The sequence below is a fragment of the Paraburkholderia sp. BR14320 genome (assembly GCF_040948665.1).
GTDB lineage: Bacteria > Pseudomonadota > Gammaproteobacteria > Burkholderiales > Burkholderiaceae > Paraburkholderia > Paraburkholderia youngii.
Genome location: NZ_JBFPKG010000023.1, coordinates 1 through 14,538, shown reverse-complemented (window position 1 = coordinate 14,538; position 14,538 = coordinate 1). Strand labels below are relative to the sequence as shown.

11 protein-coding genes are annotated in these 14,538 nt (G+C 62.5%); 7 read left to right on the top strand and 4 right to left on the bottom strand.

The window, feature by feature from the left end:
* The first annotated feature begins 971 nt into the window (after positions 1-971).
* Complete coding sequence (locus AB3X89_RS21200) at positions 972-1,487, top strand: mucin-associated surface protein (protein WP_368585004.1); 516 nt, start codon at positions 972-974, stop codon at positions 1,485-1,487.
* A 719-nt stretch (positions 1,488-2,206) separates the two neighbouring features.
* Here AB3X89_RS21200 and AB3X89_RS21195 read toward each other — a convergent pair.
* Entirely contained in the window at positions 2,207-4,741 is a 2,535-nt protein-coding gene (locus AB3X89_RS21195; RefSeq protein ID WP_368585003.1) for a penicillin acylase family protein, read from the bottom strand.
* Between the two features lie 453 nt (positions 4,742-5,194).
* Between AB3X89_RS21195 and AB3X89_RS21190 the strand changes: the two genes are divergently transcribed.
* Together AB3X89_RS21190 and AB3X89_RS21185 are read left to right on the top strand one after the other, a co-directional pair.
* Positions 5,195-5,533 carry a hypothetical protein gene (locus AB3X89_RS21190; RefSeq protein WP_368585001.1) on the top strand — a complete coding sequence of 113 codons (339 nt, stop codon included), beginning with the start codon at positions 5,195-5,197 and terminating at the stop codon, positions 5,531-5,533.
* Entirely contained in the window at positions 5,511-5,711 is a 201-nt protein-coding gene (locus tag AB3X89_RS21185) for a hypothetical protein (RefSeq protein ID WP_129962952.1), read from the top strand. Before AB3X89_RS21190 ends, AB3X89_RS21185 begins: the two co-directional genes overlap by 23 nt.
* Positions 5,712-5,815: 104 nt before the next feature.
* Here the strand turns inward: AB3X89_RS21185 and AB3X89_RS21180 are convergent, their stop codons facing one another.
* Positions 5,816-6,067, bottom strand: a complete 252-nt coding sequence (locus AB3X89_RS21180) for a nickel-binding protein (protein ID WP_368585000.1) — start codon at positions 6,065-6,067, stop codon at positions 5,816-5,818.
* A gap of 207 nt (positions 6,068-6,274) precedes the next feature.
* Positions 6,275-6,805: a hypothetical protein gene (locus tag AB3X89_RS21175; protein WP_368584999.1), complete on the bottom strand. Its 531-nt coding sequence runs from the start codon at positions 6,803-6,805 to the stop codon at positions 6,275-6,277.
* A 285-nt stretch (positions 6,806-7,090) separates the two neighbouring features.
* Between AB3X89_RS21175 and AB3X89_RS21170 the strand changes: the two genes are divergently transcribed.
* The 3 genes from AB3X89_RS21170 to AB3X89_RS21160 all read left to right on the top strand — a co-directional run bounded on the left by AB3X89_RS21170 (position 7,091) and on the right by AB3X89_RS21160 (position 10,480).
* Positions 7,091-7,468, top strand: coding sequence for a hypothetical protein (locus AB3X89_RS21170; protein ID WP_368584998.1), 378 nt, complete (start codon positions 7,091-7,093; stop codon positions 7,466-7,468).
* A 203-nt stretch (positions 7,469-7,671) separates the two neighbouring features.
* The gene (locus AB3X89_RS21165) at positions 7,672-9,840 is read left to right on the top strand and encodes a glycogen debranching N-terminal domain-containing protein (RefSeq protein ID WP_368584997.1); all 2,169 of its coding nucleotides are present in this window, start codon (positions 7,672-7,674) and stop codon (positions 9,838-9,840) included.
* Between the two features lie 217 nt (positions 9,841-10,057).
* On the top strand, positions 10,058-10,480 hold the full coding sequence (locus AB3X89_RS21160) for a PPC domain-containing DNA-binding protein (RefSeq protein ID WP_368584996.1): 423 nt from the start codon (positions 10,058-10,060) through the stop codon (positions 10,478-10,480).
* Between the two features lie 39 nt (positions 10,481-10,519).
* On the opposite strand, the gene AB3X89_RS21155 is transcribed toward AB3X89_RS21160, so the two are convergent.
* Positions 10,520-11,188, bottom strand: coding sequence for a LysE family translocator (locus AB3X89_RS21155; RefSeq protein ID WP_368585089.1), 669 nt, complete (start codon positions 11,186-11,188; stop codon positions 10,520-10,522).
* 494 nt (positions 11,189-11,682) lie between these two features.
* On the opposite strand from AB3X89_RS21155, the gene AB3X89_RS21150 reads away from it, so the two are divergent.
* A complete protein-coding gene (locus AB3X89_RS21150) occupies positions 11,683-14,325 on the top strand; it encodes a glycosyl hydrolase family 28 protein (RefSeq protein ID WP_368584995.1) in 2,643 nt (880 codons plus the stop codon).
* Positions 14,326-14,538: the final 213 nt, after the last annotated feature.

Genomic DNA, 14,538 nt, shown 5'->3' with positions numbered 1-14,538 from the left:
TATGAATCACCGGTCAGTAGCCGACTTGCGGTGGGAATCCCTGAACGTCTGCGATGGCCGAAAATCGCGTATAGGCCATCGAGCAGCATTGAGTTGATGACCGGGCGTCCGGGCGAAAGGTAGCCGGCCCGTCCTGTTCCGCGTATTGTCGCGGCTCCAACGGCAGTCACGCGCTTCCGTCAAGGTGGTGAGTCGGAACTGATATTGATAACTCTGCCGCCGCCGATTGCTCTGAAGCAGGGGATGACGACCTGCATCGTCAACATCGCGCCAAACACATTGGTCTCGAACAGGTTGTACATAGGACCGCTGTACAGGCCGCGCAAATACCGGTTCCCTCGGCTTCGGCATCGCGTGGATCGAACGATGTAACTGTATATGCAGGCTCCTAAAGTACGCTCGCAACGGAACAGGACGCAGCGCAAGCAGTTGTAGAGGCGACTAGGGCTGATACCGAACCGTTGCGTTACGTCGTAGTCGAGGATGCGAAAGAGTCTGCCCGAATGCGGCGCGAGACATCGGAGCGTACTTACGCATCGTGGGCAAAGGACAAGTTTCGGCTGGAAACGCGCTGACCGCCGAGGCTTCGAGGGAGTGCGCGACGTTCCGATGGACCGTCGCAGCACATCCCGGCGCAGACGTTTCCTCGCTGGCCGTTGTGTTCGTTTTCCCGCAATATCTTGGAGTTGTCGGGCCGACCTTTGCAAGAGGGCTCGCGTGCGGACATACGGCGGAACACTTAGGCTTTTATGCGCGTTCTGCGATGTGTTCGCTTGCGAACACATCAATATCGAATGCGTCCATGCTGTGATTCATTGTCGGGCTGGCCATGTGAGACTATGTGCTCTCCCACGCTGGCCAAGCGGCCTGCGATAAAAAAGTCGCCCGTTGGCGACGCGCATTTCGACGCGCATTTCATTGGGAATCCTTTTGGGGGTTTTTACCAATAACTCGACCTTATGAGGATTTCGATGACACTGAATGTGGACGGCACGGCTGGCGTGCCGGATGAGATCGTTGCGACGCCGAGCGATGAGTCAATCCAGGAGCCCAATGCGTCAGAGGAGGATGCGGATCTGGCTGTAGCTGAGTCAGCCGACGTTGCGGATGCGGTGGTAGATGAGTCAGCCGACGTTGCCGACGCGGTGGTAGATGAGTCAGCCGACGTTGCCGATGCGGCGGTAGATGAGTCAGCCGACGTTGCGGATGCGGCGGTAGATGAGTCAGCCGACGCTGCAGATGCAGCGGTAACTGAGTCGGGTGACAACGCGGATCTGGTGGAAGCTCAGTCTGGCGACGTTGCAGATATTCCGCAAGCCGAGTCAAGCGACGTTGCAAGTTTGGCGGAAGTTGAGTCAGGCGACGCCGTTGATGCGCAGGTGGCTGAAAGTTCGACAGAGGATGCCGGCGCACCCGCTGACGAGAACCCGGCGGCCGATCCAGTAGAACCGGCCGTCGAACAAGACGGCGAAGTCAGCGAAGATTGACGGTCGGTACTCCGGGCAATCGTTGTACCGCCCCTGTTTCGCACCCGGCACCGGGAGTTGCGTAACCGGTGCCGGAGCCTCAGCCGGGGACCTATAGCGCCACGGGCGGCGGCACGATCGATGCGGCGAGGATAAGACTGCGAGCGGCCATCAAGCGTCATTCGTTTGCACCGCCGCTCAGACATTCAAGCGTCGGTTCCGCTCAGGAACCGGCCATTAAATTCGCCGTTTGGAAGTGTTGTTTGTCAGCCGTTGCGGTCATTGGGCGCTTTTCATTCGGTTTCCGCTGTCCGTCGGCGATTCGAGCGATTTTGGCGGCCTTGTTCTCCTGCACTTGGGACGGTCCGGTACTGGGGAAACTCGAGTCGCTGGATGATACCGGTGCAACAGTCAGTGGGCACGCGTCGCGACCTGCAGGAATCGCTCGATTTCGCGGCCGAGGGAATAGAGCCACTGCCTGGAGCCGATATCGCGCGCCGTGCGCATCCAGTTGACGGCTCATCGTTGACCGAACGACCGACGGCATTGATCCATGTCCAGATCGACTCGGTGCCGCACGAGTAATGTTCGCGAATTGCACCCGGCAGAATACATCCTCCCGCATCCGGATGCCTGCCGCCTCGAGGGTTGTCACAGCCGGCATGTTTGCGTCATCGCCGTCGGCAAGTTCCACGGCTTCCCGGGCGCCTGGGTCTGCAGCGTCTTCGAGGTGCCTTGAGTCAGCGAGGGTTCTGAATGATCAAAGGCCCGCCCATAACGGAGGCGTGATGCGTGTCAGCCACGTTGAGCTTGAGCGTATGCACGGCTGTGCCAGGCAGGAACGGCGCCGCATCGCCGTGCACCCACGTTTCATGTCCGGCGAGAAAATACGGCGACAGCGGATTGCCCGACTGTCCACCGGGCATCTCGAAGATGCCGTCCTGCTCATGCCCTGGCGACACCACAAAACGCTCGGATGCGCCGAACACGGGTGACTGCACGCGCGGCATATTGATGTCGCCCGGCAGCGGATCGGCCGGCGTGCCGAGCCAGCTGCGCACCCACGGCAGCCACGACGGCACGATCCGGGCGAACGGATGCGCGATCGCCGAGCGGTTGCGCTCGCCCCAGCGTGCATCTTCAAGCCTCGTGCCCTTCGGCAATTGCGCGATCGAGCGGTCGATCCGATCCAGCACGAACGCGCGCCAGTCCGCGAAACCCTCGGGTATCCACGCGTGCTGGCCGGCGAGCATCTCCATTGTTGCCTCGTAACGCGAGTTCGCAGCGCGATAGCTGAGTTCGGGTGCGATCGCGGTCATTTGCTTGTCGAGCGCACCGAACCAGGCGTCGTACAGCGAGTAGTAGAACGCGCGCACCAGCCGGTAGCCGACCGCAGTCACATCCGCGCGGCCATCACAGGTTTCGACGAGCCGGCGGAATGCCGCGCGTTCGGGATGGCCGTTGAGAGAGGTCGCGTCGAGCGCGTCGAGCGCAGTGCGTCGCCAGTGTTCGATCCAGAAAGCCCGGTCGTCGGTCTGCACCGCCAGCATGTCGCGCTCGGTCGCATGCGGCAACGCGAGCAGATCATTGCGAATCTGCGTCGCACGTGCGCCGAGATCGGCGCCCGCATCGCCGATACGTGCTGCCTCGTCCGGCGGCAACGTCCGGTTGTTCGCAGTCCAGATGCGGCCCGCCGGCGGATCGATGCGCAACGGGTACTCATCGGGCGGCAGATACCCTTGCCAACCGCTATAGGTGTCGGAGCGGAACGGGAAGCTCGCGAGCGCGGTGGCATCCACATCCGCATCGGCAAAGCGCGGTAGGGGACCGGCGAGCGTCCAGCCGATACGGCCCTGTGCATCGGCCGCCATGAAGTTCTGCGTTGGCAGGCCGAGGGTCTGCGCAGCGTGCAACGCGTCGGCGACGTTCGACACGCTTTCGAGCTGCACGAGGTTCACGTTGATCGCCTGCGGATCCTGCGCAACCCAATGCAAGGCATAAGCATGAGGTCCAACAACGATCTGGGGCCCCCAGCGGGTTTGCACGACCGGAAGATCGACGCTCGCGCCGCCTTTCACGTCGAGGCGCTCATGGATCACCTGCGCCGTCTGCCAGCCGCCGTCGGGTACGCGATAGCGAAGCGGATCGTCCGGGTCACGCAGCAGTTCGACGAGATCGATGAACCGCGCGTAGCTGTTCGTGAACCCCCAGGCAATATGGCCGTTGCTGCCGGCCACGACGAGTGGCGTACCTGGCAGGCTCACCCCCGTAATGCGCCGCGCCCCGCCATCTGGCGCGGGATAGATCAGCGACAACCGGTACCAGATGTTCGGCAGCGACAAGCCGAGGTGCATGTCGCTCGCGAGCAGCGCGCGGCCGTCCACGCCGTGCGCACCGTCGACCGCGAATCCATTGCTGCCGACCATCGAACTGACGGGGGCTACATCGTCGATGAATCCGGGCACGCCGCTCAATAGCGCGATGGCCTTCGTGTCGAAGTCCGCGGCGGGCCGTGTTGCGGGCAGCCACGGCGGCGGCGTCGCGGGCAGGGTGGTGGGCGACGGCGTGAATGCGCGCATCACGTCGAGCGGAGCATCCCAGCGGCTCGTTGCGGGCAGCAGAAACGCAAGCAGGTCGGCAGGCACTCGCTCGCGCACTGCCGCACGTGACAGCACGTGTGCGATCTGGCCGTATTGCAGGTCGATGTACATGGCATAGACGGCGAGCAACGTATCCTCAGCGCGCCACGGGACCGGTTCGGTGCGCAGCAGCCAGTATTCGAACGGCCGGGCGCGTAGCGAGCGCAGGCCGTCGTTGACGGCCGCGGCATAGCGTTCGATCAGTTGCCGCTGGTCTGCGGGCAACGCGGCGAGTGCCGCCCGCGCGTGTTCGCGAAAACGCATGGGCCGGTCGCGCCGGTCCAGTGTCAGCGCAGCCGGACCGATGAGCGCGGCCATCTCGCCGGCGGCGACCCGGCGCAGCAAATCCATCTGGAAGAAGCGGTCCTGTGCGTGAACGAAACCGGTCGCATACGCGACGTCGTCACGCGTGCTGCCTTGTACCGTCGGCACGCCGAGCGCGTCGCGCGCGATTGTCACCGTTGCGGATACCGGCGCGTCGAGCGTGCCGTCGAGTTGCGGCAGGCTCGCGCGCAGAGTCAACCCGGCTGCCACCACCAACGCGGCCAAAGCGATGACTACGACGCACAGCAGAATCGGCGGCCACGCGCGACGCCGCTTTTGCGGGAATGGCTCGAACGGATCATTGTGGATCATGCAGGGGGGCGTCCAATGCTTGTTGCAACGGCAACCTGATCGCCTTACGACCATAGCATGGTCGGGTGCCGACAATATGCGTGGACGTCGCTGGATCCAGACAATGACCATCGTCGCGCTCCGGATGATATGGATATTTTTCCGAGAAGTGAGGCTTCGTGGCCTCCATAAAGGGCACTCAGCTTATGTGACCTCCGTTTTCAAAGCCTTCCTTTCTTGCACACTCGCGCGCCGCCTGATGCATCGCGGAGCTAGAAGCCAGCGCTCGACGCTGCTCTGCTTCTGATCGCGCATTCCGCTCGGTGCGCCGCCGACCGAAGCCGCTTGATCGCGAAGGCGACGGCGAGTTAAGCGACTGCCTACTCCAGGTGCGGCTGAATGCCATCCGGGCACTTGCTTCCAAGAGAATAAACTTACAGTCAGTAAGATTGGACAGCGAAGGAGGTCCTCGGCATGGAACTGAAAGAAAGGAACGAAGAACACTGGGAGCCGCTTGCGGCGATTGCCCGTGAAGAACTAGGCGTACCCTCGCTGCTGGAGTCGGGAAAGATCACGAATGACGTCCATCTGGTGGGAATCGCCAGTCTCGCGCAGGCGCTCGAGCGGGCTTACGACCTGGGCCTGTTGATGGGCCACCGGGTGAGTCGCATGGAGCAGGGACAGGCCTTGCCGTCCAAACTGGTCTGTCGTGACGGGCTGGATGGCGTGCGGGCTGCCGCCACCGAGTGGCTGCGTACCTGCGCGAGTAAGGAACCGCAAGGAGGCGAACATGAGTGCGACCTCCCGGAATGATCCTCACTGGCTGGCGCTTCAGGCGATCGCCGCGGAAACGATGGCGCTCGACTCTCTGGAAGAACGCGGACGTACCGCGGCCGACCTCCGTATGGTCCGGGTCCGGGACATCGCCAGCGCGCTCGAGCAGGCGTACCGGATGGGCCTGAACGTCGGATACAACGCCGAGCTCCACTGACGGAACGGCTGACGAAGGACCTCGGTCGTCGCCGTCGACCCGCAGCACAAGTTTCGTCGCGTTCCTCTGTTCTTGCCCTGGTCCATGCAAAAGCGCATGTGGCGTCAGCTTTCGATGACGTCGCCCGACCAGATATGATCGAAGACGGAGCTGCCTTCCCGCTGCACCTTGCGGACGGTTTCAGCGTCCGGCGCTTCATATTCGCAGATCATGTGCATGCGATCGATTGAAACCACGCTGCGTTTCCAGACGATGCCGTGTAAATCGCTGCACGCTGCAAGGCGGTCTTCCACTACGGACAAATCCGCATCCGACTGTGGCGTCGGAAAACTCCTTTCAACGACGACGTACGACATGTCTGATCTCCCTTTGCGGCAGCGCCTGTACTCGCCGCAATTTAATGTGTCTGCGTTTGAACGATCGTTCTAGTCACGGGGTGGCGCTCATCAAGCCTTTGTAGTGCGGCCTGGCCCCTGGGCGTAATCGGCTTGTGGGCCAGCAACTCACGCAATAAAGATAGAACGGACATGGCGCGTTTCATCTCGCCGGCGATGAGCGCCGCCTCAACCAGGACCGCCCTGAATGGCTTGCTCGAGTTCCTGTTCCATCGATGGCGGACACGCGTCGCCCGAACTCGCCAGAGCCACGAGCCGCGCGGTGAGCAGCTGGATTTCAAGCTGGACCCGCTCGCTTCCCTGCGGGAGTGAACGTGCATGAGTCAGACCGCGATCTGCCACAGCGCGAGCCTCGGATCCCGCAAAGACTGCCAGACAGTGATTGCTGGCTTTGACGCATGCCATCGCCGTCATGCGCGAGTCTCCCGCCAACGTCGCGTGATGAACCACTTCGCCGTGCAGGCGCGGGTCGTTTGCGCTCGCAGCCAGCAGCTGTCGCGCGATCTGATGGTGGATTGCGCGCCTGTGTGGCTGCGGGAGCATTCGATAGACCGTCTGACGTACCAGGTCGTGGGCGAAATCGATCTCGGTTTGCGTGGCTGCAAAGATTCCCCCGACGTTGTAGTTCGGAAAGACTCGAAAGTACTTCAGGAAGCGGACAATCGAGCAGTTGCGCGAGCTGCTCGGGAGCAAACCCACGCCCGATCGACGCCGCGAACGAGAGCAGATCGCGTGTGCGCGCATCGAGCGGTGCGAGTCGATCCGCGATCAAAGCATCGACAGAGAGCGTCGAGGCTTCGATACGAGCTAGCTTCGCGCGCGTTAATTCGAGGACGTAGAGCGGATTGCCGCCGCTGCTTTTGATCGCCTGTTCGACTCGGACATCGCTTCCCGATGCGTCGATAAGCACGGCGACCTGGTCAGCAGAAAGTGGCGGTAGCTCAACGCGCGTCACCTTGCTGTCGCGTCCCAATGATTGCAGCAATGTCCTTGCAAACCGGTTTTCATCCGTTTCCGAGGGACGGGCAGCGGCGACAAAGACAACTGGCAGTTCGCGGTCCAGCCGCCGCAGCACGAAGTGCAGCAGCGCCGCCGATGATTCGTCGAGCCACTGCAGATCGTCGAGGACGGAGCAACTACACCGGCTGGATCGTGGCACTGGTCGAGCGGCTGCTGTTTCGAAAGCATGAGCCGACCGATCGCATGTTCCGGCAGTTGTCACTTCGACTGCTGCTCTTTGTCTTCGGGGCATTGGCGGGCGCGGCGGGTGTTCAGCGCTTCGGCGTTGCGGCGATCGTATTGCCGTTCGGCGTTCTCGTCGCCTTGAGTCTCGCACGGATACCGCGTCGCGGGCTGGCGTGAGCAAGGCAACCACCAGCGCTCCGACTTGAATCGAGGCCGGTAGCATAACGCGGTCCCGAACACGCGCGGTTGCACCCCGTACCTTTCCTGAGCGAGGGCGGCGCGAGTGTTGCTGACTCTCATCACAGGAAGGTTCCGAAACATCCATGCGGAAGCCCGAGCGCAATGCGCAATTTCGCCTGGTCGTTTAGAGGGACACTGACATGTCGCTCGAGGTAAGGATCGGCCCGCCGCAGATTGCCATCCATCAGGGACATACGGTCCTGCTCACGCAGCCGGACGGGCAGATCATCAGCGGGTCGCGCAAAGGTCTGTATTTCCAGGACACGCGTCTTATCAGCAACTGGACGATCTTCGCCAATGGCGAGCCCTGGGATCTGCTCAGCTCGGGAGCGCTGCAGTCCTTTTTGATGCGGGCATGTCTCGCGAATCGTTCGCTCGACAGCGAGGACGGCCGAATCGAGGAACATACGGTCAGCCTGATACTGACTCGTCATGTAGGTGGTGGAGTCCACGAGGACATCGACATGACCAATCACGGCCTGCATACGGTGTCGTTCAATCTCGAGATCGCGGTGCGTAGCGATTTCGCGGACATCTTCGAAGTCAAGGCCGGACATGTGGTTCGTCGCGGTCGTGTCGTGACCACCTGGAATGAGCACACGCAACATCTGAAGACCAGTTACCAGAATGGGCACTTTGGCCGCGGCATCAGTCTGAGCGTGCACGATAGCCACACGCGAGGGGCTTATGCAAACGGCCGCATCACATTTGGTGTGAGCTTGCGACCCGGCGCACGTTGGCATTGTTGCCTGAAGTACGACATAGACGATGACGGCCGCGCCGTACGCGCGCCGCAGCGCTGCGGCGCGGCCGGCGAACCGTCGCCCGAAGGAAAGCGGCTCGCACAATGGAAACGCGCGATTCCGTCGCTCGAGTGCAGCGACGAAACATTCAACCGTCTGTTTCGTCAGGCGACCGATGATGTCGCGGCGCTGCGCGTGCCGGAGCACGTGAATGGCAGGCGTCTAATGATTCCCGCAGCGGGCTTGCCGTGGTTCGTCGCGCTGTTCGGACGTGACAGTCTGATTACCTCGCTGCAGACGGCGCTGATTTATTCGGGGTTCGCGCGCGGCACGCTTGCGGCGCTCGGCGCACGGCAAGCCACGAAGCGTGACGACTTTCGTGACGCCGAGCCGGGCAAAATCATGCACGAGCTGCGGCGGGGCGAACTGGCAAAGCTCGGGCTCGTTCCTCATACGCCGTACTACGGAACCGCGGACGCGACGGCTCTATTCCTGATCGTGCTCCATACCGCATGGTGTTGCACCGGCGACCGTGAATTGCTGATCCGTCATTTGCCCAACGCCGAGCGGTGCCTGAAATGGATCGACCACTATGGCGATCGTGACGGCGACGGGTTTCAGGAGTACGAGACGCGATCGACGGACGGCCTGAAAAACCAGAGCTGGAAAGATGCCGGAGATGCCGTGGTGTATCCGGACGGCACGCTCGTCGAAGGACCGAAGGCGCTCTGCGAGCTGCAAGGCTACGTGTATGACGCATGGCTTCGTATGGCCGCGATCTACGATGTGCTCGGCGAGAAGCGCCGTGCATGCAGGCTGCGCGCGAAAGCCGCCGACATGTACGAGCGATTCAATGACGCGTTCTGGGACGAACGCAGCGTCTTCTATGCGCTCTGCCTGGATGGCGACAAGCAACGCGTGATGAGCATCGCCTCCAATCCGGGCCACTGTCTATGGTCGGGAATCGTTCCGCCCGAGCGCGCGCGCCGCGTGGTGCAAAGACTCATGAAGCCGGACATGTATAGCGGATGGGGCGTGCGCACACTGTCGTCGACACATACGGCCTTCAATCCGCATTCTTATCAGAAGGGCGCCGTATGGCCGCATGACAACGGACTCATCGCCGAAGGGTTCAAGCGTTACGGTTTTGCCGACGAGGCAGGACGGATCGCGAAAGACATCTGCGATGCAGGCGGCTATTTCGCGCTGAACCAGTTGCCTGAGCTATTTGCAGGCCTGCAGCGCACGGAGGCGAGCTTTCCGGTGCAGTACATAGGCGCAAATGTGCCGCAGGCATGGGCCGCGGGTTCGATTTTTTCGCTCGTGTATGCGATCCTGGGTCTTCAGCCCGACGCGCCGCGCAGTCAACTGTACGTCGACCCGGTGCTGCCTCCCTGGATCGACACGCTGACTTTGCGAAACCTGAAGGTAGGCGCGCAGATATTCGATATCCGGTTCACGCGAACCGATGGAAGCACAGAATTCGAAGTGTTGAAAGGGTCAAGCAAAAGCGTGAGCCGGCGCCCGATGACGAGTTGGCGCGAAGAACTGGCTGCAGGCCTTTGATTGCGGCGGCCCGATCGCGTACGTTTCGGAAGGTCGCCGCTATGCAAATGACCGAACGGCCGCGCACACAGCAGTCCCGCCGCGGCCGCGAGCCTGGCCTGTTCTCGCGCCGATAGCTGCACTTGCTCCGCACGGACTCGGCAGCAACAAATGCCTATGAGATACTTCCCCATCCACGCATAGTCGCTGCGTCCACCGCGTTTCAAACGGCCCAGGCATGCAAGCACATCCCCTCCGGCTCTCGCCCGGCGACGACCTACGCGTCGCCATCGAAGACGCGCTTCGTCAACGCGAACTGCAAGCTGCCTTCGTCGTCCAGGGCATCGGCAGTCTCCACGCTGCGGTATTGAGGTTCGCTGGCGCGCAAGCGCCGACGGAAATTCGCGGCGACCTCGAAATATTGACCCTCGCAGGCTCCGTCTCGCCCGATGGCGCTCACCTGCACATCTCGATCGCGGATGCGCGCGGGCAGGTGTTCGGCGGTCATGTGGCGCGCGGGTGCACGGTGCGCACCACCGTCGAGTTGTTGCTCGTGTCGGTTCCGGGCTATTCGTTCGCGCGGGAGCCTGATCCGCAGACAGGGTTTATGGAACTCGTGATTCGCGGCAGCGGCGGTGCGCCGCGAGCCGATTCCGCCTGATCGTGCGAACGCGGCAACCCTTCGCGCGCCGATAGCCGCTCAACGCCCCACCAACATCCGCCCGCCGACCCCGACCAACAACGCACCCGCTGCGGTATCGAGCACGGCTTTGCGGCGAACCAGCGTGCGCCGAACCGCCGGATGCGATGCAAGCAACGCCATCGCGCAGTACCACGCGCACGAGATGCCGATCGACAGTGCCACGACCGCGATATCGAGCCACAACGGCGCATGCGCGGGCACCATCAACGCGAAGATGCTGCCGTAGAACGCGATGGATTTCGGGTTCGTCATGCTGACGACATAGCCTCTCTTGGTCGCGGCCCAGCCGGACGCGGCGCTGCCGGCGCCCGCGGACAACGGCCGCCGCGCGGTCACGATCATCTTGATGCCGAGCCAGATCAGGTAGAGCGCGCCTGCGATCCGCAGGACGGCGCCGAGCCACGTGACGTGCGAGAGGATCAGGCTCAACCCCGCGATCGCGAGCAAGGCCCACGTGCCGGACGCGGCGGCGAGCCCGAGTCCGGTCATCATGCCGGCGCTGCGCGACGCAACGGCCGTCGACGTGACAATCAGAAAGTTGGGCCCCGGGCTCGCGACGCTGAGCAACAGGACGCCCGCAAGCGCAAGCAGGATGTTGACGGATTGCAAGAGGAATCTCCCGTGGTGGGTTGGGTGTGGGTTCGAGTGATCGCGCGACGTTTTCATCATACCGGCGCGGCTTCCGCGCTTCCGGCCCGCTAACCGTGTCCCTGATATTGGGGGGTCGGGTTTACTGTAATTGAAGGAGCGTGCGCTCCTACAGCATGATTTGTCGTACGTTGTATGACGAATATTACTATTGCCCGACAAGCCGATTCGCGAGCTCGCGGAGTCGGTTGGCTGTGCGCCTAGGGCGTGGCCGGTCGTAACCCGGAAAATAACTTTCGTGGCGCGGTCCAGCGCTGGGCAAAGCTCTCCTGTCGGTCTGCGCTCTTGAGATCCGTCCGCAAGCCAGGTGGTTGTCTCGACATAAGCTGCGCGATATCTGGCTTTCGGCCGTCGCGCGTCGTGTGGAAAACTGCGGGTTTTTATGTTGTGTCTTGTACGATGTCTTATAACAAATTGATCTTCCGTGCGCGCTGACGCTTTCCCGCCGCCTCTGCGAAAGAAGGGGCGGCCTGTCAGGAACACGCACTGGATCCACCCCAAGGAGATGACTTATGAAGATGCGCTCGGTCCGAGAGCTTGCGGTACTCGGCCTGTTTGTTTTGACCGTCGCCGGTTGCGGTGAGGGTAACAACATCTCAGGTTCGAGTTCGACCACGCCACCCACCAACCCGACCTCGCCGACATCCCCGGTCTGGACGCCCGGCCGCTACGCCGGCGATACGAACCTGCCGGATTCGCCGTCCTTGCCGGCGGACACGCAGGTTTGCTCGACGCTTCAGGCAAGCAACAACCTGGTGAAGAACGCGGACGGCTCGCTGCCGGTCAGCGCCGACCCGACACCGGCCGCCTACGGCGGCGCGACCACCGCGCTGAACAACCCAGATCAGGCGCGCATCCAGGCCGCGCTCGACGCGTGCGGCGCCTCCGTGGACGCGGAAGTCGGCGCGAAGATCACGCAGGCCGACCAGCAGGCAGCCGCTACGCAACAGGCGGCCAATAATCCGAACGTCAACATCGCGGGTGCATCGAGCGAAACGCTGTCTAATCCGAGCTACAAGGCCACCAGGTTCGCGGTGCGTCTCGTCAAGAACAGCAGCGGCGCCGGCAATGCGTTCCTCAGCGGTCCGCTGGTTCTGCCGTCGGGCGTCACGCTGTGGGTCGACGACGGCGTCACGCTGTTCGCGAGCCGCGACGTGGTCGTGTACGACAAAACCGCGCAGGATCGGCCCAACGCGATCACCTGCGGCGCCGCGATCAACAACCCGGCGGGGCTTCCCGCGCCTGCCGGCACCGCCAACGCGGGCGCGGCGACCATCGCGGGCACGAGCGGCATGCAGAACTGCTATCCGCTGATTCGCGGCACGCATACGGTCAACGCGTCGATCATGGGCACGGGCTCGATCGATGCGCGTGGCTACATGCCGCTGATCAGTTCGTCGCCGCAATATCCGATGATCCGCTGGGCAACGGGCGTGACCGAGGCGTTCACGTATTCGGGCAACAACATCTCCGGTGTGACGACGCCGAAGTTCAGCTGCACGAACACGATCGCCGCTTACCGCGCGGGCACGCTCGCACCGGAAGGCACCGCTTGCGACGTGGTCACCGCGATGGGCAAGACGACGCTGACCACACCTGCCGTCACCTATGTGGTGAACCGCCAGGCAACCAGCATTCCGAGCGGCTACACGGTCAACGGCGGCGGCTGTACCGCCGGCACGGCCGGTTGCGCACGCTGGGTGCCGGCAAGCTGGTGGGATATTTCGTACCACGGCAACAAGGACATCGGCGGCGGTCCGTACAGCTTCCAGGGCAACCCCGGCATGCTGTGGATGCAGCAGTCCAAGAACCTGTCGCTGTATCAGATCACGTTCCGGAACAGCACGTTCTTTACAGTCGAAGCCGACGGCGTGGACGGCTTCACCGTGTGGGGCATCAAGATCATCACGCCGTTGCTGCCGGATGCGGCGAACCAGGCGAGCGTCGGCATGAACAACGATGCCTTCGACGGCGTCAGCGGTTCGTACTCGCACCTCTATACGGGCGCGACGATCGACGCCAGCTCGACGGGCGTGAAGAACACCGACGGTGTCGACCCGAGCGTTGCCGCAGGTCCGGAACACGCGGCGCTCGGCACGGGCAGCAAGACCACGTCCGCGGGCCAGGTGTACTTCGACGGCTACGTGAAGAACGTCGCGATCGTGTACAACTTCCTGAGCCCGTCGGACGACAACGTCGCGTTCAAAGGCGGTCTGCAGGACCCGCGTCCGGCGTCGGCACAGGGCGCGACGACGCCGGCCAACATGCTGTGGGCCATCGACGGCAACCGCGACGTTTCGTCGAACCGCACGTACGGCATCACGGTGGCGCACAACCACAACTACAACGGCCATGGTCTGTCGATCGGCAGCCCGACGAATGCAGGTGTGCGCAACATTCACTTCTACGACAACTACTTCGACAATGTCTACGACGGCACCAACTCGTCTACGGACAATGGCATCGTGGGCCTGCGTATCAAGAGCGGTCAGGCACGCGGCGGCGACGTCAGCAACATCTACTACGACGGCGCATGTATGCGCGGTGTGAAGGACTTCCTCGTGTTCGACATGTACTACACGGGCCCGAGCGCCGATCCGATCGCGTACACGGGGTTGGGCTGGCTGGTGCCGAGCTTCCACGACATCAACCTGAGCAACATCCGCATGATGAACATCCCGGCCAACAAGGCTGCGGGCAAGAACGGCGGCGGCGGTCTGACGTTTCGTGGTCTGCATGCCGATACGGCTTACGCCAATACGCAGAGCGTGATCCAACTGAACCTGGACAACGTGGTTGCGGACAAGGACGTCGCGTTGTCGATTGCGAACCTGAGCAAGCCTGTCGTGAACATCGGCTCACTCGATGGCTCGACGCAATCGAAGGCGGCCAACGCCACGCTGAACCTCGGCGCGAACGTCAGTCTGATTGGCTCGTCGATGGCTCATGGCTCCGGCGGCATTCTGACGAACACGTCGAGCGGCGCGGGCAAGTACGCGGCCCCGACGAATACGTTGAACCTGACCGTCAATGGCAGCGACGACGCTGGCGCCGCGGGTGACACGGACCCGGCGGGCACGATCGTCTCGCAGAATGCGAAGCTGCAGCTGTGCGATCAGGCTTCGTCCTGGCCGGTTTTCCCGAATGTGAAGTAAGCGTGGTTGCTTGAAAGACCTGGACCCGCGGTGTCAGGCTGTGGGTCTTTTTTGAAGCCTCATGGGTGACCGTGGGGCTTTTTTTTGGTTCTTCGTAGAAAAGCGTGGAGCGATTTTTGCCAATTGCGTAATCTGATGCCTGAATTGAGGGGACATCAGGGGGAGAATTGCTCGATCGCAAGGCACTGCAGGCGCTGGGGTGCTGGAAGGGCT

Excerpts from the sequence above, each read along its gene's own strand:
- AB3X89_RS21200 (WP_368585004.1), top strand. The coding sequence starts at position 972 with ATGACACTGAATGTGGACGGCACGGCTGGCGTGCCGGATGAGATCGTT.
- AB3X89_RS21195 (WP_368585003.1), bottom strand. The coding sequence starts at position 4,741 with ATGATCCACAATGATCCGTTCGAGCCATTCCCGCAAAAGCGGCGTCGC.
- AB3X89_RS21190 (WP_368585001.1), top strand. The coding sequence starts at position 5,195 with ATGGAACTGAAAGAAAGGAACGAAGAACACTGGGAGCCGCTTGCGGCG.
- AB3X89_RS21185 (WP_129962952.1), top strand. The coding sequence starts at position 5,511 with ATGAGTGCGACCTCCCGGAATGATCCTCACTGGCTGGCGCTTCAGGCG.
- AB3X89_RS21180 (WP_368585000.1), bottom strand. The coding sequence starts at position 6,067 with ATGTCGTACGTCGTCGTTGAAAGGAGTTTTCCGACGCCACAGTCGGAT.
- AB3X89_RS21170 (WP_368584998.1), top strand. The coding sequence starts at position 7,091 with ATGTCCTTGCAAACCGGTTTTCATCCGTTTCCGAGGGACGGGCAGCGG.
- AB3X89_RS21165 (WP_368584997.1), top strand. The coding sequence starts at position 7,672 with ATGTCGCTCGAGGTAAGGATCGGCCCGCCGCAGATTGCCATCCATCAG.
- AB3X89_RS21160 (WP_368584996.1), top strand. The coding sequence starts at position 10,058 with ATGCAAGCACATCCCCTCCGGCTCTCGCCCGGCGACGACCTACGCGTC.
- AB3X89_RS21155 (WP_368585089.1), bottom strand. The coding sequence starts at position 11,188 with ATGAAAACGTCGCGCGATCACTCGAACCCACACCCAACCCACCACGGG.
- AB3X89_RS21150 (WP_368584995.1), top strand. The coding sequence starts at position 11,683 with ATGAAGATGCGCTCGGTCCGAGAGCTTGCGGTACTCGGCCTGTTTGTT.